The following is a 21057-nucleotide window of genomic DNA, read 5'->3' as shown; positions in this document are numbered from 1 at the left end:
TAATAGGATCTCTAACAAATTCCGAAATAATTGGTAGGAGGGATCAGCATGACACTGCTGACGCATTCCGAGCAGCATGATGCGGTGTTGGATCATGAAGTGGTATTGTCGGTTCAACATGTGAAGAAGCGCATCGGTCGAAAATGGATTATTCATGACGTTAATTTCGACGTTCGTGCTGGAGAAGTGTTCGGCTTTCTCGGACCTAATGGTTCGGGCAAGACAACGACGATCCGTATGCTTGTGGATCTCATCAAACCGACCGAAGGCATTGTCGAGGTATGCGGATACAACGTGAACAAGCAACCGGAGAAGGCGCTTCGCTATGTAGGCTCTATCGTTGAGAATCCGGAGATGTATAATTTTTTGACGGGGTGGGAAAATTTAGAGCATTTCGCGCGTATGGTGCCTGGGATTGAAGAGGATAGGCTGCATGAAGTTGTTGAGATCGTGGGGATGACGAAGCGCATCCATGATAAGGTAAAGACATATTCACTCGGAATGCGCCAGCGTCTTGGTATCGCTCAAGCGCTGCTGGTAAAGCCTAAGTTGCTCATATTAGACGAGCCTACCAATGGACTTGATCCGCTTGGCATCAAGGAGCTGCGGGAATTCATTCGCATGCTGGCCAACGAGGGCATGGCGGTGTTCGTTTCGAGTCATTTGCTTAGCGAGATACAATTAATGTGCGATCGGGTAGCTATTATTAGCAGCGGCAGGGTGCTGGCGGTAGACGATGTTGATTCCTTGCTGACAGGACGAAGCCAATATGTGATCTGGATAGCCAGTCCGAAACAGAAAGCTCAAGAGATATTGGAAGCGAGCGGAGAGGTTAAGATCATGTCGCAAGATGATCATGTGGTGGAAGACTCCGTATTACTAGGCTTGCCTGAGCATGTGGTTATCACGGAAACGGCAACGGAGCAGATTGCGTCTCTCAATCGGAAGCTGCTTGCCGCTGGTGTTGCTGTAGAAGGAATTCAGCGCGTCGTACCAACCTTGGAACAGCTGTTTCTAGAGATGACGGAAGGGGGGCGTATCGAGTAATATGCTCGCATTAATCCGTAACGAAACGCTAAAAGTGTTGAAGAAGAAGCGATTCTATGTTATCCTTCTCATTCTAATCATTCTTATCCCTGTGTTTACCTATGCGCAGTTGAAGACCGCGCAGAACAGCCGGGAGAAGTTCGATCAAGACTGGCGCCGTGAAATCACTCAGCAAATCACAGACTATCAGAATTCGCTCGGCAGCGATCGGATTCCGGAGGAATGGAAGAAGTATCGCCGCATCATGCTGCAGCAGCTGCAATACTATCTAGATCATGATGTCAATCCGAGTGAACCGAATGGCGTTACCTTTACACGCATCTTTATGGACAACTCCGCGACATTGTTTATACCGCTCTTAATAATGGCGATTGCAAGCGATATCGTCTCATCTGAGCGGTCAACCGGGACGATCAAGATGCTGTTGACTCGGCCTGTAAGGCGATGGAAGATACTGATGAGCAAATGGATCGTGCTCATGCTGTTCTCAGGTATTATCGTGCTGGCAACAGCTGCACTGTCTTATCTTATTTCTGGAGCCGTATTTGGCTATGGGGGATGGACCTTCCCGCTATTTACGGGGTTTGACGTATCAGGGTCTGATGTGAATATAGATGCGGTTCATTCAGTTCCTTCTTGGCTATATCTATTCATGCAGTGCGGCTTGATCTGGTTCTCCAGCATTGTAGTCGCGGCATTAGGATTTATGGTGTCCGTACTCGTTAGAAGCACAGCGGCAAGCATCGTTACGATGATGGCAGCATTAATTGCCGGCACCATTCTATATAACATGGCTTCATCATGGCCAACAGCAAAATATTTGTTTATGCTAAACCTGAAATTGACAGATTATTTAGCAGGTACTCCTACACCAGTTGAAGGAATGTCACTTCTGTTTTCACTTGGTGTATTAACGGTTTGGGGAGCGGCTGCACTGATAATTGCATTCCGTGTCTTTACGAAACAAGACATTTTGAATTAAAATAGACAAGAATGCGAAACATCTGTTTGCATTTCGACGGGAATAACAGGTCTTATCCTGACTCCTGCTTGGATGCAGCAGATTTTCTTTTGCGCGGTTGTTACTATAGGCCGCATTACTTGTACATTAGAAGGAGGAGCACGAATGGTCGATCAACTCGATTTGTTCGGACAGCTTCCGGAGCTTAATGGGAAGACAGAGTCAAGCGCTTCGGAATATGGCGCAGACGATATACAGGTACTCGAAGGACTTGTTGCAGTACGTAAACGGCCGGGTATGTATATCGGCAGCACAAGCTCATCGGGACTTCATCATTTGGTATGGGAAATCGTAGACAATGCGGTGGATGAGCATCTTGCCAAGTTCTGCTCGGCGATTGATGTGATCGTACACAAGGATCAATCGGTAACAGTGCGCGATAATGGACGCGGTATACCGACAGGGATACATAAGACAGGTGTTCCTACTCCGCAGGTCGTATACACGATTCTGCACGCAGGCGGTAAGTTCGGCGGTTCCGGTTATAAGAAATCCGGCGGCTTGCACGGTGTAGGTGCATCCGTTACGAATGCATTGTCCGAATGGCTGGAAGTAGAGATTTATCGTGAAGGCAAGATCCATCGTATGCGTTTCGAATCATGGACAGATCCGGATGGCAAGGAGCATGTCGGCGAACCTGTAACAGGCCTTGATATTATCGGCAATACAAGACAGACAGGCACCAAAGTAACGTTTAAGCCGGACGCCAAAGTGTTTCACGGCAATATTCATATTAATATTGATACGCTGTCTGAGCGCTTGCAAGAGATCGCGTTCTTGAATTCTGGACTGGAAGTTAATCTGGTAGATGAGCGTTCAGGTAAGAAGGAAATATTCCGCTATGATGGCGGAGCAAGTGAATTTGTTGCTTATCTCAACGATGGTAAGAGCGTATTGACTGATGTCATTCATTTTTATGCGGAGAAGGATGAGATTGAAGTTGAGGTTGCGCTGCAGTATAACGATGGTTATACAGAGACGATGGCTTCCTTCGTTAACTCCATTCCGACACGCGGTGGCGGAACACATGAGACGGGCTTTAAGACTGCATTTACTCGTGTTATGAATGAGTATGGCCGCAAGAATGGGCTCCTTAAAGAGAAAGACAAGAATATCGATGGTAATGATTTGCGTGAAGGCATGATGGTCGTCATCAATGTAAAGATGGGTGAGGTCGAGTTCGTTGGGCAGACGAAGGATCAGCTCGGCAGCGCAGGTGCACGCGGTGCCGTAGACGCGATTGTGTCCGAACGGATGCAGATCTTCCTAGAGGAAAACCCGCAGGTTGGACAGCAGCTGATGAAGAAGGCGATTCAGGCTTCTAAGGCGCGCGAGGCGGCACGCAAGGCGCGTGAAGAAGTGCGCAGCGGCAAGAAGCGGAGCGAGAGCTCTAACCTCGGCGGCAAGCTGACGCCAGCGCAATCGAAAGATGCTACGCGTACCGAGCTGTTCATCGTGGAAGGGGATTCCGCGGGCGGCTCTGCGAAGCAAGGCCGCGACTCGAAGACGCAAGCCATACTGCCTCTTAAGGGTAAGCCAATGAATCCTGAGAAGGCGAAGCTCGCTGATGTACTTAAGAATGAGGAGTATCGCGCGATCATTCACTCGATCGGAGCGGGTGTCGGTTCCGAATTTGAAGTCGATGAGAGCAATTACTCCAAAATTATTATTATGACCGACGCCGATACGGACGGAGCGCATATTCAGGTGCTGCTTCTGACGTTCTTCTATCGATATATGAAGCAGCTAATTGACGCTGGCCGTGTATATATTGCACAGCCTCCGCTCTATAAGATCACGCATAAGAAAGGCAAATTGTCGACCATTCGCTATGCTTGGACTGATGAAGAGCTGAACAGTTACCTGAAACAGTTCGGCAACCAGGCTGAACTTCAACGTTACAAGGGTCTTGGCGAGATGAATCCAGATCAGTTATGGGAAACGACGATGGACCCTGAAACGCGCACCTTGCTCCAAGTTCAGATCGAAGATGCCGCGAAGGCAGAGCGCCGCGTATCTACGCTGATGGGTGACAAGGTAGAGCCGCGCAAGCGTTGGATTGTCGATAACGTTGATTTCACGGAGTTTGTTGAATAGAAAGGTGATAACGAATGAGCGTTTCGGAACAGTTTAAGCCTACTTTTCTCGAAGAAGTAGTTGGTGATCGGTTCGGAAGGTATTCGAAATATATAATTCAAGACCGTGCTATCCCGGATGTAAGAGACGGATTAAAGCCCGTACAACGCCGTATATTGTATGCGATGCATAACTCGGGCAACACTCCGGACAAGCCTTACCGCAAGTCAGCAAAGACGGTCGGTGACGTTATGGGTAACTATCATCCTCATGGCGACTCCTCGATCTATGACGGCATGGTTCGTATGGCACAGCCGTGGAAGATGGGGCATGTCCTCGTTGATGGGCACGGCAACTGGGGATCGCATGACGACGATCCAGCTGCAGCGATGCGTTATACTGAAGCCAGATTATCTTCGATCGCAATGGAGCTGCTGCGTGACATCGAGAAGGAAACCGTCCAGTTTCGCCCGAACTTCGATAACACGGATGAAGAGCCTTCTGTGCTTCCTTCACGCTATCCTAATTTGCTCGTCAATGGTGTCAGCGGCATATCGTCAGGTTTCGCAACCGAGATTCCACCACATAACCTGCGCGAGGTAATTGATGCCTGTATCGCGCTCATCGATAAGCCGGATATGGATATTGACGAGGTTATGCGCTTCGTTAAAGGTCCTGACTTCCCAACTGGCGGCATTATCATGGGTGAGGAAGGAATTCGAGATGCTTATCGAACAGGTAAGGGTCGAATCTATGTACGTTCGAAGACCGAGATTGAAGATCTGCGCGGCGGAAGACAGCAGATCGTGATTACGGAAATCCCATATCAGGTTGTGAAATCCCGACTCGTTACAGCGATGGAAAATATTCGTCTGGAGAAGAAGGTAGACGGTATTGCCGAAGTTCGCGATGAGAGCGGCCGCGAAGGCTTGCGCATCGTCGTTGAATTGAAGAAGGAAGCTGATGCGCAGGGTATACTTAACTATTTGCTGAAGAAGACGGATCTTCAGATCACGTATAACTTCAATATGGTCGCGATCGTGAACAAAGCGCCAATGCAGCTTGGCATATTACCAATCATGCAGGCGTATATTGCTCATCAGCGCGAGGTTGTTTCTGCGCGAACACGATATGATCTAAATCGTGCTGAAGATCGTGGGCATGTGCTGGAAGGCTTAGTAAAAGCGCTGGATATTCTGGATGAGGTCATCGCGACGATTAAGGCGTCGAAGAATCGTCAGGATGCTCAACAGAATCTGATGAGCAAGTTCGGATTCACGGAACGGCAGGCAGATGCGATATTAACTCTCCAATTGTACCGTTTAACGAATCTGGAGCTGCATGCGCTTGAGAAGGAACTGAATGATATCCGCAAGAAGATAGCGGATCTACGCAATATATTGGAGAATGAACGCAAGCTTCTACAAGTTATCAAGAAGGAACTGGCAGATATTAGAGATCGTTATGGCATTGATCGTCGCTCTGTCGTTCAAGGTGAAGTTGAAGAGCTGAAGGTTAATCTCGAGGTTATCGTGAACTCAGAAGACGTCATCTTGACACTCTCTAATGATGGCTATGTGAAGCGGACGAGCATGCTGTCCTTTACTCGTTCAGGTGGCGAATGGAACCGCTCTGGAGTCAAGGAAGGCGATTATATACGCCATGTGTTCGAAGTGAACACATTGGATCGACTTCTTATCTTCACTCAGCGCGGTCAATATTTCTCGCTGCCTGTCCATCTAGTGCCTGAATTTAAGTGGAAAGACACGGGAACTGCAATTGTAAACGTCATTCCATTTGCCAAGGAAGACCGAATCGTCTCGGTTATTCCGGTTAAGTCATATGATGATGAGCAAGCATCATTATTATTTGTAACGAAACGCGGACAAGTAAAACGAACGATGCTGAAAGAGTATGAGACGAATCGGACAGGAGCAATTGCTGCTTGCAAGGTTTCGGATCATGACGAGATCATTGCAGTCACCCCATCCGACAATAAGAAAGAACTGTTCCTCGTGTCAGAGCAAGGAATGGCGATCCGATTCCCTGAATCGGAGGTCAATCCGATGGGGCGTGCCGCTGGGGGTGTACGCGGCATGCAGCTGAAGGATGATGACGTCTTGGTCTCCGCTATCCTCGTCACAGGAGATGAAGGAGAAGTTACTGTTATCTCCGATATTGGCTACGGGAAGAGATCTCTGCTGCTGGATTATACTCCACAAGGCAGAGGCGGCAAAGGTGTGCAAACATTCGAATTCAAAGAAGGCAAACGTGTAAAGCCGAACGGCTCGAAGCTGATCGGCGCCTTCCATAGCAAAGAAGCGTATGTGATTACCCTGTTGTCAAGCTTGAATAGAGCTCATGAAGTGATTACAGAGCATGCGCCGTTAATGGATCGCAAATCGATAGGCAAGCTTCTCGTAACACTGGAGAAGGATGAATCGATTGTAGGAGCATTCTTGCTTCATCATCAACAGGCTGCACAATAAATTACAGCATTAAATCCCTTAATCAAATGGCTTATCCGGATGATCGGATGATTCGTTCAGCCTCAAGAGGATGTCCAATAAGACCCACAATGGAACGGGCTCATTCAACTGCTCGACCCATTGCGGGTCTTTTGCTATTCCGCGTTCAAGTGCACGCTGGAATATCTCTTGTTTCCATGTCTCCATAACCACCAACTCCCTTCATATGTCAGCTAACCGGTACAAATGCCTATGCCATATCGTATGACGTATAGCTGTCCGATGTGCTGAATGCATCGTTCTCTTATCCAATGCGTAACTACTAAAAATTTCATAGGGTGAATGATCGGAGGGCTTGTGGTATAATTTAGATGATTTTGAAGAATCGAGCTAAGGATGGGGAGGTCAACAATGAGCGCCATTGAATTTGCGAAATTGTGGTCAAAACTTTCGAAGGATTACAAGAGCATGATGGATGAGGCTTTAGCGCCAAGTTTGACTGAAAGCCAGCTTATTGTATTAGAGCGGATTGCTCTATATGATCGCGTGAAGCCGTCGGACTTGCTTCAGCATCTGGAGACGACACCTGCCGCCGTAACGACTTTGCTGGATCGCATGGAGAAGAATGCTTTAATTGGTAGAGAGCGCGATCAATCGGATCGTCGAATTGTGTGGGTTAGTCTAACGTCCTTCGGACAACAAGAAATGAGCCGAGGGATCTCCATCCGGGAATCCTATTGGAATGATACCCTGAATCGAATCTCGGCTCATAATCAACAGCTGCTGGTTCTGCTTCTTTCCAAGTTAACGAATACGAAGCCAACACCTGTAAGTGCTGGCACAGCTGCTTCGCCAACTGCATCGGCTAATCGTTAACCTATCGAATAAACGAGTATATATTATGGGGAAGCCTCAATTACTGGGATTTCTGACATTGAGTAAACATGTTTGTCGGTCGTATGCAGCATGTTTGCCATCTTATTGAACTGTGAGGCTGACCAGCGATCGGTGTTCTGTTGCATAACCTCATTTGCAAGCGGAATAATCTCATATTTATAATTGCCATTGCTATGCGTGCGGTTAACCCATGTAGGTGTAACTACTGCTTCATCCAACGATAGGTTTCCCTCATGATCTTTTTGAATCGTTACCTGGAACATACAGCCAATATCCTTGTTATCTCCGCGTTGATTAGAAATGAAATTACCTAATGAATACATAATGATAGCATCTTTCGTACTTCCGTCATCACGTGTAACGCGAACTCGTTCATATGGCTGCAGGACATGAGGATGTGATCCGAATATGATGTCAGCGCCTCCTGCGGCCAAGCTTCGTGCCAATCGTTTCTGTTCTTTGCTCGGTAGAGGTTCGTATTCATCCCCAAAATGAAGAGCCACCGCCACCACCTCTGCTCCTGATTTCTGCAACTGCTTAATATCAGCGAGCATCTTCTCCTCATCAATCAAATCCACCATATAGGGCTGTTCCTTAGGCAACGGTATTCCATTCGTGCCATACGTATATGCCAACACTCCGAGCTTAATGTTATTCTTCTCTACGATTGTCGGCTGCATGGAATCCCACAGGGAGGCGTACGTACCGCGAGTAACGAGTTCTCGTTCCTTCAGTACCTTCAACGTCTGTTCCACACCTTTCGCGCGGCGATCAAGTGAATGGTTGTTCGCGTTCGTCACGATGTCAAATCCAGCCCACTTTAATGCGTCAGCAAGCTCTGGCGGAGCATTGAACATCGGGTACCCCGTATAAACCTTTTCACCGCCGAGCAGCGGTGTTTCGAGATTGGCCCACGCTAGATCCGCTTTCTCGATGTAAGGCTTAACAGCCGTGAAATAGGATGTGAAATCGTATTTTCCTGTTCGCTTATCTAGGTATGCGGGAAACTGCGGACTATGCATCATAATGTCGCCTACAGCTAGAATCGTCAGTGATGTTGGCTCTACGGTTTCTGTTGGTGCAATAGGTGTGGTGGATGCATCTGGTGCACTAGGTTTACTCTGTGTACCGGATTGTGCAGGAGGATTGTTCTGTTCCAACGTATTAATCAAGGAATGATCTGAACCGGCTGATGATTCATCACTCGGCGATTGAAGTAGGGGAGTGGCGCTTGAGTCCGAATAGCTGGTGCACGCTGTCATCAGAACAAGTATAAGGACACATGCGGCGAGGAATGATCCTCGCCTACCGAACCTTGAAATCATAATAAAGGTCATCCTTTTCTTCTTTATTCTTTTTTCAAGTTGCATTTGTGTCTAGATAGGAATCTAGTGTGTTTGAAGCCAGTTCTTAACGTCCCATTTCGTCCAAGGATCCTGAGACGGGGGCATACAGGTGAACGACATCTGTTCCTTGCTCGTAGGATGGGGAAATGACAGATAGGCGGACCACAACGCAATCTGCTGCCCTGGAACATTTTGTTCAGCACCATATTTTTGGTCTCCGTACAAGGGACAGCCGATTGTCTTCATCTGAACTCGAATCTGATGCGATCTGCCTGTATGCAGCTGAATCTGTACCAAAGAATAGTCGTCAGCCGTCGCGAGAACTTGATAATCAAGTCTTGCTTCTTTCGCTCCAGGTGTAGAGGACGAGACTGCCTTTACTGTATTCGTGCGTTCATCCTTAAGCAGATAATGTTTGAGCGAGCCGAATTGGGATTGCGGTTGTCCGTGGACGACACAAACATACCGCTTATCCAGTTCATGGCGACGAACCGTATCTGATAATCGCGAAGCAGCTTTAGATGTCTTGGCAAATACCATCGCGCCTCCAACAGGACGATCCAAGCGATGTACCAATCCGAGATATACATTGCCTGGCTTATTGTATCTGATCTTAATATCTTCCTTCAGCAGAGTAAGCATATCGACATCTTGTGTTGCATCCGCTTGGGACAATATGTTGACCGGCTTCTCTACAACAAGCACATGATTATCCTCGTATAGAATCGGAATTTCAGGTACTGCCGTTGATCGCATATTTATGCCTCCCAACGACCAAGTATTCCACAAGGAAGCGGCATTCCAGAAGCCGTGACCGGCAAGCCGATCTCTCCTGAAGTGATCTTCCCGCCGTATCTCTTGGACATTGTCATGTGAAAGAGGTTGTTGAGAACAGAAGGGGATAGACCTGTCGTATACGAGTTAATGAGCATAAACAAAGGGTTGTCCGACATAATGGTCATGCAGGACTCCAAGAATGGATACAAGCTTTGCTCTAGCTTCCAGGTTTCACCGCTTGTTCCTCGGCCGTAGGATGGCGGATCCATGATGATCGCATCATACTTGTTGCCCCGGCGCTGCTCTCGTTGAACAAACTTAAACACATCGTCTGTTATGAAGCGTACAGGACGATCAGCAAGACCAGAGAGTTGGAGATTTTCTTTCGCCCATTGCACCATTCCTTTTGCGGCGTCAACGTGGCATACTTCCGCACCAGCAGATGCACAGGCTACCGATGCACCGCCTGTGTAGGCAAACAGATTCAATACCTTAATCGGGCGGTTAGCTGACTCGATCTTGTCCATCATCCACGCCCAGTTTACTGCTTGTTCTGGAAACAGACCTGTATGTTTAAAGTTGGTTGGGCGAATATGAAACTTTAAATTCCGATAGCCGATTGTCCATCTATCAGGTATCGACTTCTTCATATCCCATTCACCGCCGCCAGATGAGCTGCGATGATAATGTCCATGAACTTGCGTCCATTGCTTTGTTTCCTGGGCCTTCGGCCAGATGATCTGAGGATCTGGACGACGCAGGATGATGTCACCCCAGCGTTCCAATTTTTCACCGTCGCCAGTGTCCAATACTTCGAAATCTTTCCAGTCTTGCGCCATGTACATGAATGTCGTCTTCCTTCCTTTTTTAAGCAAAAAATCCTACCCTATATTGTACTACAAAATGATATCTTAAGCCATAAAAGGCATACAGACGGTTCACGCCAGAAACTTATAGCCTACACCTCTTATGGTAACGATATATTGCGGGTTGGTCGGGTCGGGTTCAATCTTTTTTCTTAGGTTGCTGATATGTACCATTAACGTGCGTGTATCTCCGAAGCTGTCTGAATTCCAGACATGTTGAAATAAATGCTCCAGGCGAAACACAGTATTAGGGAAGGCTGCCATATAGGAAAGAAGATCGAATTCTTTAGAGGAAAGGCTGATGAGGCGTCCGCCTACAGAAACTGTGCGATTGTTCAGATCCATCTCGAACCCGGAATGTCGAATGAGATGATGGTAAAGAGGAGAGGACGAATGAATCATCACGCGACGAAGAAGGGCATGAATACGAGCAATCAGTTGGTTCTGGCTGTACGGCTTGGTTAAATAATCGTCTCCGCCGATTGTTAGACCTAATACGATATCACGATCTTCGCTTTTGCTGCTAATGAACATAACAGGAACATAAGAGGTTTTGCGAATCTCCTTGCATACTTCAAGTCCGTTAAGCTCTGGAAGAATGGCATCCAATATTATTAGATCTGGGTGAAGCTCGTCGGCTAATTGCAATGCCCCGTATCCATTGTCCGCAGTATAGACGTTGTAACCAGAACGCTCCAGAAGTAAAGTGAGTGATTCTCTAGCCTCGAAATCATGATCTACCACTAGTATTTTATACGCGGCCATACCTTATCGACACCTCCACTATCATATTATAGCGAAGGGGTGCATATATTAACAGTAATTGCAATTTGAAATTTGATAATTGTTGAATTCATCCGGTATTATGATGCATCTTGGTTATAGTTGTTCACAAAAAAAGCGTACTTCCACCTTGAAGATGAGAAGTACGCTAATGCAATCCATATGTGTTAGGGCCAGTCGATAATCAGCAGCTTCAACGACAATCTGCTCCTGGCTAAGAAATAATAGCTGCGATAGCTATATGTGTGGACCGACGACTGCTGCCGAATCAGTTGTGTTCAACCGCGCAGCTTACAACCTGTTCGAAAGAAATTGGCTTAGTAAAGAGAAAGGGCAAGTGTATCGTTTTCGCGTTTTGTGTGCAATATGGCCTCAGAGCCAACAATCTCAATACTGATCAGACTATCCAAACAAGTCTTAATTGCTCGTTTACCGGAAGTCAATTTTCGATTCAAAGCATCCTTCAGCAAGGAAAAAGTGTTTTTATGAGAAACCGTGGTGCAGAATACAGGAATTTTTTGATTTTGAAATTCAATATATACAGTCTTCATTATTTTTAGCCTCCTAAAAAATATGATTCTATTTGTACTGATATAATCATAACCGAACAACATTAAATTAAGCTTAAAAACAAAATACAATGTTGTTACAATTTATGGCGAAAATCAAATATTCACAGATTAGAGGTGATATTTACGGCTGCGCATACCGTAAATAACGAATAAAAATGGCTGCACCGGTATAAGTTGTGTACTCGGTTGCAGCCATTGGTTATAAGTTAACTGTACAACCTAAGACTTCAACAGGTGACAGCTTGTACATCGAGGGGACTAATTATGAACTTCCGCCCACATCTCATCATCGACATGCAATTGGATCTGGGATCGGAATACTCGCTGTCCATACGTATTATAAATGTACTGCTCAAGTGCTTCCAGCATATTGGATTCCAGCAGAGTTTGAAGCTGTCCACGAATCCATACTTGAGCCGAATATCCATCCTCTTCATCCCAGTTCAGTTCAACTTCTACGTCGGAGGGTTGTACTTGTCTTCGCATCGCCATATGCAAGCATATCGCATTAACGAATTCATCCATCGAGATTGTTAAACTCATCCATTCCACCGTCCGGTTGTATTGGCAGGCTTCTTGCGATTACGAATCTTGCGGTACAGAACCATAACCACCATAACAAGCGCTGCGAGAGCTAACATGTTGATCATAAGTCCAATAATACTTCCGATTATCCCCATACCTCCTAACCCGCTGAACAGCATTCCTGCCAAACCGCCGACCATCATACCCTTCATGAAGCTTTTTCCGAAGCTTTTCTTCTTCGTTGTAGTGGAAGTAGTGGTATTTGGTTTCTTAGTTGAGCTGTTAATGCTGTTGTTCTGGTTCGTGCGGTTGCTCGTGTTAGGAGACTTATTAGGTGTAGAGTTGTACTTCTTCACTCCAGAGCTATAACCACCTTTTTTAGCGGCATCAACAGAAGTTGGAGCGGTAACGCTGAATACGAGTGCAATGGCCAAAAAGACCGAGAAAAACTTGCGCATAAGGTGCCTCCTCTAGAAGAATAAAATGATTTATACTGTCTATACGTAAATATCTTTGATAGGTTCCTAAAAAAACAGGAACTTGTTAAAATAATCATAGACGTAATGTAATAGATGGAAGAATTGAACAAAATTCTGAAATGATGTGAAGTACTGAGCTGCAATGCTAGAGGAGGATTCGAATGTACTCGGATGAATATATAGATTATTTGATCGAATTTCATGTGACTCGAGATTGGTTCGAATGCCATGAAATTATGGAGGAAGTGTGGAAAAACGAGCAGAATCTTGAGATGAAGCCAACATGGCATATGCTCGTTAAGCTGGCAGTTGGTCAATACCACGAGCGCAGGGGCAATCGAAAAGGTGCGATTAAGCTCTACTCAGGATTTATGAGCGAAGTAGACCGAATTCGATGGGATAAACTTGGCATCGATCGCAAGAAGCTGTGCGAAATGGTTGCAGAACGCTTGAATCAACTGCAAGACTCTAATTGGGAAGAGAATCGAAGAGAGTTTGTATCGATGAACCTTCCAATCATTCATGATGCGTTAGTGAAGGCATGTGAAGAAGGTTGTAAATCTAGAGGGATGAAGTGGATGTATCTGAATTCGCATGTGAGTGAAGGCATATTGCATCGTCATCGACTTCGAGATCGGACGGAAGTGATCGCGGCAAGAGAGCTTGCAAAACGGAATAAGCATGGTATGAATTAGATAACAGCTGCCCCATATGGAGCAGCTGTTTTCGATCTGAATCTATTCTTCGCAGTCCTCCAGCATCTGGACAACCCATTGGCACCATTCCACCTGGACTTTAGCAAGCGAGAGCGCTTTGTTTAATAAGATATAATCGCCAAAGTGTACGGACTTTACATTGCGCTCACTTTCTGGAATTCGAGACAATAAGCTCTCATAATAGGCCATCTTCGTTTCCAGCTGTTTCTTCCTGGTCAGAAATAGAGGGATGATAACGTTGACTCCAGTCATCCATATACAATGCGCCTTCAAGCTGAGTTCATCGCGCGTAGCTTGTTCGGCAGGCGGTTCTTCGAGCCAGTCTAGAACAGCTTGACGACCGACATCCGTGAGAGAGTACACTTTCTTGTCAGGCTTATCTCGTTGCTCGATACGTACAAATTGTACATAGCCTTCACGTTCAAGCTTGGCAAGGAGAGGATAGATCTGGCTGTGCTTTGCCTGCCAGAATGGTTGAATTCGCAGCATTAGATCGTATCCCGAATATGATTCTCGGGCTAGTAGCCCTAATAGGCCATAGGATAATGTGTTTAACATATAAATCCTCCTCAACAAAGCTAGAGTGAATACTCGACCATGAAGCGCTGCAACGATCATATCACTGCAGATGATAATTTGAATTCGGGTAAACTTAATGGTATCTGTATTTTACGTACCATTTTCTTTAGAATAGATATATTATGCATATGAAGTCAACAGGAAAACTCGATAGAAATCAAAATTACAGAATTTTTAGGAATCTCAACAACAGCTTACAATTGGAGAGGGAGTATATGAGATGAATATAGCATCGATCAAACCTATTAAGGATATACCTGTTATTATATTGGCTGGTTTTCTTGGCAGCGGTAAGACTACTTTCCTGCAGCAGGCAGTACAAAGATGTCTTGAAGCGGGCCAGACGCCAGCTGTCATTATGAACGAAGTAGGCGATGTTAATCTGGACGGACAGCTGCTGCCCGACAAAGTCGCGATGGAAGAATTGCTAAGCGGGTGTATATGCTGTTCGATTCGCGACGATTTTGGTGTGAAGCTGTATGAACTGGTATCGACTCAAGCGCCAGACGTTATCATAGTCGAATGTACAGGTATCGCAGAGCCAATGGAATTAGTTGATACGTTGACAGAAGTATCTCTCTACGCGCCTGTTCAGTTAACTCATATCATTACTTTAGTAGATACCGCACATATGGCTGAACATGTATTCCCAGAAGAGGGATTAACTCGTTCGAAGAAGCTGGAACGTCTACTGAGAGAACAGGTCAGAGCAGCTAATCTGCTAGTGCTGAATAAATGTGATCTGATATCATCTGCTGATGCGGAGCGAGTTGAATACCATTTGAAAGAGTGGAACAACAGGGCGCATGTGCATCGGACAAGCCACGCTGAGATTCCGATTGAAACATGGGAACAATGCTTGCTATGCTCGATTGAGCGAGGTCGAATGGGGGATGTAAGTGAAACCATATCTGAGAAGCATGATCACAAGCACACTCACGATCACGGCCATCATAAGCATGCTTCTCATGCACATGTTACGGTATGGACTCACCCTATTGAGCGGCCAGTGGACAGTCTGCGATTTGAGGAATGGTTGATGGCACTTCCGCAGGAAGTGTATCGAGCGAAAGGGATCGTTAGATTTACGGATACCTCGAAGCGGTATATGTTCCAATATGCATATCGCGCGACGCAATTTATCCCAATTCAGCCCCAGGGGGACATCGAAGATGTGCTCGTGCTTATCGGCGAACAGATGGATGCTCGTGTGATGAAAGAAACCTTTGACACGGTGTATGATATTGCCGAGGAATAGGTGAAGTGTATGTATTAAAGCCCTCTGACTAAGGGATTGATCCCAACAATGTCAGAGGGCTTTATTATGCTTATAATGATCTTATCGAGTGGATGATGGATTATGATCCGGATCTGAGAGAGAAGCTTTGCTTTCTTCCTTCTCGTACAAGTAGCGGTAGCCGTCAGCTACCCACTCCAAAGCGCCCGTTTCTGGATGAATGATCATGCCATGTACGGGAATATCAGCTGGAAGCAGCGGGTGATTGCGCATTATTCGCACACTGTTCAGCACACTTTCATAGACGCTGTCGAAGCCGCGCAGCCAGTTATGCAGCTTGAAGCCGGAGTTCGTCAGCGTATCAAGCACGATATCCTCAACACCGCGCTCGCGCGCTTTATCAATGATTCGCTGCGAGTTCAAGCCGGTCATGCCGCATTCATGATGGCCGACAACGATGACTTCATTCGCTTCCAGCTCATAGATCGCGACGAGAATGCTCCGTACGACAGAACCGAAGGGCTGAGAGATGATCGCGCCGGCATTTTTAATGATCTTGACATCACCATTTCTCAGATTCATCGCCTTCGGCAGCAGTTCAACGAGACGTGTGTCCATACAAGTAAAGATAACCATCTTCTTATCAGGGAATTTATCAGTTAGATATTGCTCGTACTCTTTTTGCGTCACAAATTGTTGATTGTAGTCAAGAATTTCAGACATGTTGGACATAAGAATTCCTCCCTTACTACCTAGATCTGTACTCGCTTGTCAACACAGGATACATGTGTGGAATATATTTGCTGTTTACTGGATAATCGATAATATCCGACCCCAACAACGTCCAGAAATAGTAGTTCCTCAAAAAAGATAGCTTGATGATGATCCATAACGACTGGGAATGGCGCATTGCTGGCAACCTGTTCATCGAATGGTGATGACTGATCAATGATCCATATACTAGGTACACCATTCACCGCACAGCCGCATCCATCGGTATCATAGCTTAGTCTTATTAACCCGCTGCCGTGCCATATGACGTTAATTGCTTCGATTGCAGCATCCGTCATTTGTAATTCCATGTGGCGAGTCTCCCTTCTGCTATGAAGTGTGATATATGTAACAGATGCTTTTGAATGTTGATTATATCCCTCTCAAGTCGTATCATCAAGTGGAAGGAGATTCTATATTCGAGGTGATTCGCATGCTTAGCACGAATTTAGCAGTTAAACAGCAGCAATTTAACGATATTCTTTCTAAAATGAACGCTTACCGTGAAGCTATCGGCGTATTGTATTGGGATCTGCGAACTGGCGCGCCGCGTAAAGGGGCAGAGATGCGCTCAGAGACGATCGGCATGCTGTCCACCGAAATGTTCAAGCTGAGCGTCTCAGAGGAGATGGGAGCTTGCCTCGATGAGCTGGAAGCGAATATCGACCAGTTGGACGCGCCGATGCGCAAGATTGTGAAGGATACACGTCAAGATTATGATCGCAGTAAATTGATTCCTCCTCAATTATACCAAGAGTACGTTGTGCTAACTTCCAAGGCAGAGACAGTATGGGAAGAAGCGAAGGCGAAAAAAGACTATGAGATGTTCAAACCATACATACGTGATGTTATCAAGCTAAGCCAGCAGTTCATCGATTATTGGGGAGTAAAAGAAACTCGATACGATACACTGCTTGATATGTATGAGCCGGGTATGACAGTAGCGAAGCTGGATGAGATCTTCAGCAAGCTGCGTGATCAGCTCGTTCCGCTTGTACAGCAGGTGCAAGAGTCGAATAACAAGCCTGAAGCTCATTTTTTGGATCAAAAGTTCGAGATCGCGAAGCAAGAGAAGTTCAGCCATTTTGTACTTCAGCAGATGGGCTTTGACTTTGAGGCAGGACGTTTGGATGAAAGTGTGCATCCGTTCGCGACTGGCTTGAACTTGGGAGATGTGCGAATAACGACTCATTATCTGGAAAATGATGCAGCTAGTGCTGTGTTCAGCTCTTTGCACGAAGGCGGACATGCGCTGTACGAGCAAAATATTAATAAAGAATTCGCACAAACACCGCTGTGCACAGGTACCTCCATGGGTATTCATGAATCACAATCCCGTTTCTGGGAGAACTTGGTCGGCCGCAGTTTGCCATTCTGGCATCGTTATTTCGGTGATCTGCAGCAAGCGTTTGCACCGCAGTTCGATGGCATCACGCCAGAACAGTTCTATCGTGCGATCAATCGTGTAGAACCGTCTCTCATTCGCACAGATGCGGACGAAGTTACGTACAATTTACATATTATTATTCGCTATGAGATTGAGAAGATGATCTTTAACGAAGGCTTATCCGTAGATGATCTGCAGCAAGTATGGAATGACAAGTATGAAAGCTATCTCGGCATTAGACCGCCTCATGATGGAATGGGCGTGCTTCAGGATGTCCATTGGTCGGGCGGAGGCTTCGGTTACTTCCCATCATACTCGCTTGGCAATATGTACGGCGCTCAGATGATGAATAAGCTTCGTCAAGTGATGCCGGATGTCGATGCGCTGATTGAGCGCGGGGATCTGCTGCCGATCAAAGAGTGGCTGACAGAAAACGTCTATCAATACGGTAAGCTGCTGGAGCCTTCGGACATTATTGAGCGTATGACAGGTGAAGCGTTGAATCCGCAGTACCTGGTGGATTATCTGACAGCTAAGACGAAGGATGTATATAAGCTGTAAAGCAAGGTTAGTGGAAGCTCTGAGCTATCGAATCGCTGTTGATCCGATGGCTTGGAGCTTTTTGCTGTTGCGGAGATAGTGGGGGGATAAACCGACGTTTCTACCCTAGCGGACACAGGAGCCGCTATTTAGTGATTTTACGGCTAATTTTGAGGTTTGGCGGACTCAGATGACGCTATTTCTTAACATTTAGCCATTATCGGCTAACTTTTGGTCAAATAGCGGCACTACGGTCCGCCAATATAGCGAATTAGCGGTTTTAACTGCAAATAACGGCCTGTGTGTCCGCTCCCGATATAGCAGGGAGACTTCTCTGATCCGCTGAAGTGGAAGTGGATACAGGAGCCGCTATTTGTGAATTTGCAAGCCTATTTAGAGGTTGGCGGACTCAGAAGCCGTTATTTCTAAACATTTAGCCATTATCGGCTAAGTTTTGGTCAAATAGCGGCACTACGGTCCGCTAACATAGTGAATTAGCGGTTTTAACTACAAATAACGGCCTGTGTGTCCGCTCCCGATATGGCAGGGAGACTTCTCTGACCCGCTGAAGTGGAAGTGGACTCAGAAGCCGTTATTTGGTTCAAAAAGAGCTGATTACCGCTGTGTTTGATGAAATAGCGGATCCACGGTCCGCAAGTGTGGCTGACTAGCCAATTAAGGAAGAAATAACGGATCGTGTGTCCGCGCGGTACAACTGTCACCAATCAACGACAGACTGAATCATGCTTTGACAACCTTGCATTCGCATGTTAATATACCCATATGGGTATATAGAGGACGTAATCACGCTCGTTTTTATACCCCTATAGGTATAATGGGAAGGGGAATATACAATGGACCATACTAATCAGACCAGTGTAGAACAGAGCCAGAATGCCAAACTAAGTCGCAAGATTCTTATTGTCGGTGGAGTAGCAGGAGGAGCATCAGCAGCAGCTCGACTTCGCCGCTTGAACGAACAAGATCATATTATAATGCTGGAGCGCGGAGAACATGTTTCTTTCGCTAACTGCGGCTTGCCATATTATATTGGCGGAGCAATTACAGATCGCAATAAATTGATGGTCCAAACCGTTAAGGGCTTATCGGATCGTTATGAAATGGATATTCGCAATTACAGTGAAGCGGTTCGAATTGACCGTGAGCGTAAAGTTGTCACAATTCGAAATGTACAGGACGATTCCGAATACGAGGAATCCTACGATATTCTTGTGCTTTCGCCAGGGGCGAAGCCTATGCGTCCGCCGATCCCGGGACTCGAAGAAGCTCATAATGTATTTACGCTTCGCAACATCCCGGATACGGACCGCATTAAAGCTTATGTTGAGGATAATAAGCCAGAGCATGCAGTCGTGATCGGAGGCGGATTCATCGGCGTCGAGATGGCGGAGAACCTGCGCGAGCGCGGCTTGAACGTTACCCTGCTGGAGAAGGCCAATCAGGTCATGGCTCCCCTTGACGTGGAGATGGCGAGCATCATTCACCAGCACATGCGGGAGCACGGCGTTGAACTGCTGCTGGGTGAAGGGGTACAAGCATTTGAGGACAACGGACATACCGTTGTCTGTGATACTGGCCGCAAGCTGAAGACCGATCTCGTTATTATGGCGATCGGGGTTCAGCCTGAGAGCCAGCTGGCATCACAAGCTGGCTTGGAGACGGGGTTGCGCGGCGCCATTCGTGTGAACGATCGCTTGCAGACAAGCGATCCGAACATATACGCGCTTGGCGATGCCATCGAAGTGCGCGATGCTGTCAGCGGCGGAGCGACTTATGTGCCGCTCGCATGGGGCGCGAATCGCCAAGGACGTCTCTTGGCAGATATCCTGAACGGCCGACCTGCGGCATATAACGGCGCTTACGGCACTTCAATAGCTAAAGTGTTCAAGCTAACGGCAGCTTCAACTGGCAGCAATGAGAAGGCGCTGCAGCGCCAGCAGATTCCTTATGCTGTAGCGCACTCGCATCCGCTGTCTCATGCTGGATACTATCCAGGAGCAAGCGCAATGACGCTGAAGCTGATCTTCTCGCCGAAAGACGGCCGAATCTTGGGCGCGCAGGGAGTTGGCACGGACGGCGTCGACAAGCGAATCGACGTCATTGCAACTGCTATGCGCGGCAAGTTGACCGTATTCGACCTGCCGGATCTTGAGCTAAGCTATGCGCCGCCATATTCATCCGCCAAGGATCCTGTCAACATGCTGGGATACATCGCATCGAATATGATGGACGGACTAGTGGACACGATCCAATGGCATGAAATCGACACCGTAATGGCAAGCGGCGCAACGCTTATCGATGTGCGCGATCCGCAAGAGCTGGCAGGCGGAAAGATTGAAGGCTCGATCAATATTCCGCTCAACCAGCTGCGCAGCCGTCTTCAAGAGCTGCCGCAGAACGAGACGATCTATATCTCCTGTCAAGTTGGACTTCGCGGGTACATTGCCGCTCGCATGCTGACACAGTATGGCTTCGATGTACGCAACGTGGACGGCGGATACAAGCTGTATGGAACGATGAAACGGGAAGAGCGCGAGCTTGCTGCGTCAAAATAAACAATCATATTATTCTATAAGAAGGCTCCTCCATTCTAAACTGTACCCCTTGTAAAGGACCTTCTAAAAAAGTCTAGGCAGATTGAAGAAGATGATCTCTGTATTGAACAGGGGTCATCTTTTTCAAATTCCATTGGTACCTGTAATGGTTGTAGTAAGTCATATAGTCCTTAATCTCCCGTTTCAACTCGTCCAATGTTGAACAAGGCTTGATAGAAGCCTGATCTTTAAAATGACCGAAAAATGATTCCTGAGGTGCGTTGTCCCAGCAGTTCCCCCGCCTGGACATAGACTGCTTTAAATTCATCTTCCTCACCATTTTTTGAAAATCTGGATGTGTATAATGGGATCCTTGGTCAGAATGAATGAAGGCACCCTCTGCTTTCTTAAACCT

General features: G+C 46.7%; 21 protein-coding genes. 9 read left to right on the top strand and 12 right to left on the bottom strand.

Annotation, left to right across the window (positions count from 1 at the left end):
* Positions 1 to 48 precede the first annotated feature (48 nt).
* The 4 genes from AC3WTP_RS14495 (at position 49) to parC (ending at position 6633) form a co-directional block, all read left to right on the top strand.
* Positions 49 to 1047 carry an ABC transporter ATP-binding protein gene (locus tag AC3WTP_RS14495; RefSeq protein WP_492395338.1) on the top strand — a complete coding sequence of 333 codons (999 nt, stop codon included), beginning with the start codon at positions 49 to 51 and terminating at the stop codon, positions 1045 to 1047.
* 1 nt (position 1048) lies between these two features.
* Complete coding sequence (locus AC3WTP_RS14490; protein WP_492395337.1) at positions 1049 to 2029, top strand: ABC transporter permease; 981 nt, start codon at positions 1049 to 1051, stop codon at positions 2027 to 2029.
* A gap of 144 nt (positions 2030 to 2173) precedes the next feature.
* Positions 2174 to 4165, top strand: coding sequence for a DNA topoisomerase IV subunit B (gene parE / locus AC3WTP_RS14485; protein WP_492395336.1), 1992 nt, complete (start codon positions 2174 to 2176; stop codon positions 4163 to 4165).
* Positions 4166 to 4179: 14 nt separating this feature from the next.
* Positions 4180 to 6633 (top strand): DNA topoisomerase IV subunit A, encoded by a 2454-nt coding sequence (gene parC, locus AC3WTP_RS14480; protein ID WP_492395335.1) that lies wholly within the window; start codon positions 4180 to 4182, stop codon positions 6631 to 6633.
* 18 nt (positions 6634 to 6651) lie between these two features.
* Here parC and AC3WTP_RS14475 read toward each other — a convergent pair whose 3' ends face one another.
* Positions 6652 to 6819, bottom strand: a complete 168-nt coding sequence (locus tag AC3WTP_RS14475) for a hypothetical protein (protein WP_492395334.1) — start codon at positions 6817 to 6819, stop codon at positions 6652 to 6654.
* 204 nt (positions 6820 to 7023) lie between these two features.
* Between AC3WTP_RS14475 and AC3WTP_RS14470 the strand changes: the two genes are divergently transcribed.
* Entirely contained in the window at positions 7024 to 7488 is a 465-nt protein-coding gene (locus tag AC3WTP_RS14470; protein WP_492395333.1) for a MarR family winged helix-turn-helix transcriptional regulator, read from the top strand.
* 23 nt (positions 7489 to 7511) lie between these two features.
* On the opposite strand, the gene AC3WTP_RS14465 is transcribed toward AC3WTP_RS14470, so the two are convergent.
* The 7 genes from AC3WTP_RS14465 to AC3WTP_RS14435 all read right to left on the bottom strand — a co-directional run bounded on the left by AC3WTP_RS14465 (position 7512) and on the right by AC3WTP_RS14435 (position 12836).
* Positions 7512 to 8834 (bottom strand): CapA family protein, encoded by a 1323-nt coding sequence (locus AC3WTP_RS14465; protein WP_492395332.1) that lies wholly within the window; start codon positions 8832 to 8834, stop codon positions 7512 to 7514.
* 63 nt (positions 8835 to 8897) lie between these two features.
* A complete protein-coding gene (locus tag AC3WTP_RS14460) occupies positions 8898 to 9611 on the bottom strand; it encodes an RluA family pseudouridine synthase (protein ID WP_492395331.1) in 714 nt (237 codons plus the stop codon).
* Between the two features lie 2 nt (positions 9612 to 9613).
* The gene (locus AC3WTP_RS14455; protein WP_492395330.1) at positions 9614 to 10477 is read right to left on the bottom strand and encodes a class I SAM-dependent methyltransferase; all 864 of its coding nucleotides are present in this window, start codon (positions 10475 to 10477) and stop codon (positions 9614 to 9616) included.
* A gap of 93 nt (positions 10478 to 10570) precedes the next feature.
* Positions 10571 to 11263 (bottom strand): response regulator transcription factor, encoded by a 693-nt coding sequence (locus AC3WTP_RS14450; RefSeq protein WP_492395329.1) that lies wholly within the window; start codon positions 11261 to 11263, stop codon positions 10571 to 10573.
* A 335-nt stretch (positions 11264 to 11598) separates the two neighbouring features.
* Positions 11599 to 11832 (bottom strand): 3-dehydroquinate dehydratase, encoded by a 234-nt coding sequence (locus AC3WTP_RS14445; RefSeq protein WP_492395328.1) that lies wholly within the window; start codon positions 11830 to 11832, stop codon positions 11599 to 11601.
* A 279-nt stretch (positions 11833 to 12111) separates the two neighbouring features.
* The gene (locus tag AC3WTP_RS14440; RefSeq protein WP_492395327.1) at positions 12112 to 12396 is read right to left on the bottom strand and encodes a DUF2653 family protein; all 285 of its coding nucleotides are present in this window, start codon (positions 12394 to 12396) and stop codon (positions 12112 to 12114) included.
* Complete coding sequence (locus AC3WTP_RS14435; protein WP_492395326.1) at positions 12393 to 12836, bottom strand: hypothetical protein; 444 nt, start codon at positions 12834 to 12836, stop codon at positions 12393 to 12395. Before AC3WTP_RS14435 ends, AC3WTP_RS14440 begins: the two co-directional genes overlap by 4 nt.
* Before the next feature lie 182 nt (positions 12837 to 13018).
* Here AC3WTP_RS14435 and AC3WTP_RS14430 point away from each other — a divergent pair, with 182 nt between their 5' ends.
* The gene (locus AC3WTP_RS14430; RefSeq protein ID WP_492395325.1) at positions 13019 to 13552 is read left to right on the top strand and encodes a DUF309 domain-containing protein; all 534 of its coding nucleotides are present in this window, start codon (positions 13019 to 13021) and stop codon (positions 13550 to 13552) included.
* Positions 13553 to 13594: 42 nt separating this feature from the next.
* Here AC3WTP_RS14430 and AC3WTP_RS14425 read toward each other — a convergent pair whose 3' ends face one another.
* Complete coding sequence (locus AC3WTP_RS14425) at positions 13595 to 14131, bottom strand: PadR family transcriptional regulator (RefSeq protein WP_492395324.1); 537 nt, start codon at positions 14129 to 14131, stop codon at positions 13595 to 13597.
* A 241-nt stretch (positions 14132 to 14372) separates the two neighbouring features.
* On the opposite strand from AC3WTP_RS14425, the gene AC3WTP_RS14420 reads away from it, so the two are divergent.
* Positions 14373 to 15410 (top strand): CobW family GTP-binding protein, encoded by a 1038-nt coding sequence (locus tag AC3WTP_RS14420; protein WP_492395323.1) that lies wholly within the window; start codon positions 14373 to 14375, stop codon positions 15408 to 15410.
* Between the two features lie 81 nt (positions 15411 to 15491).
* On the opposite strand, the gene AC3WTP_RS14415 is transcribed toward AC3WTP_RS14420, so the two are convergent.
* The gene (locus AC3WTP_RS14415; protein ID WP_492395322.1) at positions 15492 to 16121 is read right to left on the bottom strand and encodes a beta-class carbonic anhydrase; all 630 of its coding nucleotides are present in this window, start codon (positions 16119 to 16121) and stop codon (positions 15492 to 15494) included.
* A 20-nt stretch (positions 16122 to 16141) separates the two neighbouring features.
* Entirely contained in the window at positions 16142 to 16471 is a 330-nt protein-coding gene (locus tag AC3WTP_RS14410) for an iron-sulfur cluster biosynthesis family protein (RefSeq protein WP_492395321.1), read from the bottom strand.
* Between the two features lie 122 nt (positions 16472 to 16593).
* Between AC3WTP_RS14410 and AC3WTP_RS14405 the strand changes: the two genes are divergently transcribed.
* Together AC3WTP_RS14405 and AC3WTP_RS14400 are read left to right on the top strand one after the other, a co-directional pair.
* Positions 16594 to 18108, top strand: coding sequence for a carboxypeptidase M32 (locus tag AC3WTP_RS14405; RefSeq protein ID WP_492395320.1), 1515 nt, complete (start codon positions 16594 to 16596; stop codon positions 18106 to 18108).
* A gap of 833 nt (positions 18109 to 18941) precedes the next feature.
* The gene (locus AC3WTP_RS14400; protein ID WP_492395319.1) at positions 18942 to 20663 is read left to right on the top strand and encodes a CoA-disulfide reductase; all 1722 of its coding nucleotides are present in this window, start codon (positions 18942 to 18944) and stop codon (positions 20661 to 20663) included.
* A gap of 73 nt (positions 20664 to 20736) precedes the next feature.
* On the opposite strand, the gene AC3WTP_RS14395 is transcribed toward AC3WTP_RS14400, so the two are convergent.
* A partial coding sequence (locus AC3WTP_RS14395; protein WP_492395318.1) for an IS3 family transposase occupies positions 20737 to 21057 on the bottom strand: 321 nt, incomplete at its 5' end.

The sequence above is a fragment of the Paenibacillus sp. EB106-04-04-XG159 genome, from assembly GCF_058791835.1.
The sequence above is the reverse complement of the archived record's forward strand: the minus strand, read 5'-3'. Positions and strand labels throughout refer to the sequence as shown.

Excerpts from the sequence above, each read along its gene's own strand:
- AC3WTP_RS14470 (WP_492395333.1), top strand. The coding sequence starts at position 7,024 with ATGAGCGCCATTGAATTTGCGAAATTGTGGTCAAAACTTTCGAAGGAT.
- AC3WTP_RS14465 (WP_492395332.1), bottom strand. The coding sequence starts at position 8,834 with ATGATTTCAAGGTTCGGTAGGCGAGGATCATTCCTCGCCGCATGTGTC.
- parE (WP_492395336.1), top strand. The coding sequence starts at position 2,174 with ATGGTCGATCAACTCGATTTGTTCGGACAGCTTCCGGAGCTTAATGGG.
- AC3WTP_RS14425 (WP_492395324.1), bottom strand. The coding sequence starts at position 14,131 with ATGTTAAACACATTATCCTATGGCCTATTAGGGCTACTAGCCCGAGAA.
- AC3WTP_RS14435 (WP_492395326.1), bottom strand. The coding sequence starts at position 12,836 with ATGCGCAAGTTTTTCTCGGTCTTTTTGGCCATTGCACTCGTATTCAGC.
- AC3WTP_RS14440 (WP_492395327.1), bottom strand. The coding sequence starts at position 12,396 with ATGAGTTTAACAATCTCGATGGATGAATTCGTTAATGCGATATGCTTG.
- AC3WTP_RS14475 (WP_492395334.1), bottom strand. The coding sequence starts at position 6,819 with ATGGAGACATGGAAACAAGAGATATTCCAGCGTGCACTTGAACGCGGA.
- AC3WTP_RS14490 (WP_492395337.1), top strand. The coding sequence starts at position 1,049 with ATGCTCGCATTAATCCGTAACGAAACGCTAAAAGTGTTGAAGAAGAAG.
- AC3WTP_RS14410 (WP_492395321.1), bottom strand. The coding sequence starts at position 16,471 with ATGGAATTACAAATGACGGATGCTGCAATCGAAGCAATTAACGTCATA.
- AC3WTP_RS14495 (WP_492395338.1), top strand. The coding sequence starts at position 49 with ATGACACTGCTGACGCATTCCGAGCAGCATGATGCGGTGTTGGATCAT.
- AC3WTP_RS14450 (WP_492395329.1), bottom strand. The coding sequence starts at position 11,263 with ATGGCCGCGTATAAAATACTAGTGGTAGATCATGATTTCGAGGCTAGA.
- AC3WTP_RS14420 (WP_492395323.1), top strand. The coding sequence starts at position 14,373 with ATGAATATAGCATCGATCAAACCTATTAAGGATATACCTGTTATTATA.
- AC3WTP_RS14460 (WP_492395331.1), bottom strand. The coding sequence starts at position 9,611 with ATGCGATCAACGGCAGTACCTGAAATTCCGATTCTATACGAGGATAAT.
- AC3WTP_RS14430 (WP_492395325.1), top strand. The coding sequence starts at position 13,019 with ATGTACTCGGATGAATATATAGATTATTTGATCGAATTTCATGTGACT.
- AC3WTP_RS14415 (WP_492395322.1), bottom strand. The coding sequence starts at position 16,121 with ATGTCCAACATGTCTGAAATTCTTGACTACAATCAACAATTTGTGACG.
- AC3WTP_RS14455 (WP_492395330.1), bottom strand. The coding sequence starts at position 10,477 with ATGTACATGGCGCAAGACTGGAAAGATTTCGAAGTATTGGACACTGGC.
- AC3WTP_RS14405 (WP_492395320.1), top strand. The coding sequence starts at position 16,594 with ATGCTTAGCACGAATTTAGCAGTTAAACAGCAGCAATTTAACGATATT.
- parC (WP_492395335.1), top strand. The coding sequence starts at position 4,180 with ATGAGCGTTTCGGAACAGTTTAAGCCTACTTTTCTCGAAGAAGTAGTT.
- AC3WTP_RS14445 (WP_492395328.1), bottom strand. The coding sequence starts at position 11,832 with ATGAAGACTGTATATATTGAATTTCAAAATCAAAAAATTCCTGTATTC.
- AC3WTP_RS14400 (WP_492395319.1), top strand. The coding sequence starts at position 18,942 with ATGGACCATACTAATCAGACCAGTGTAGAACAGAGCCAGAATGCCAAA.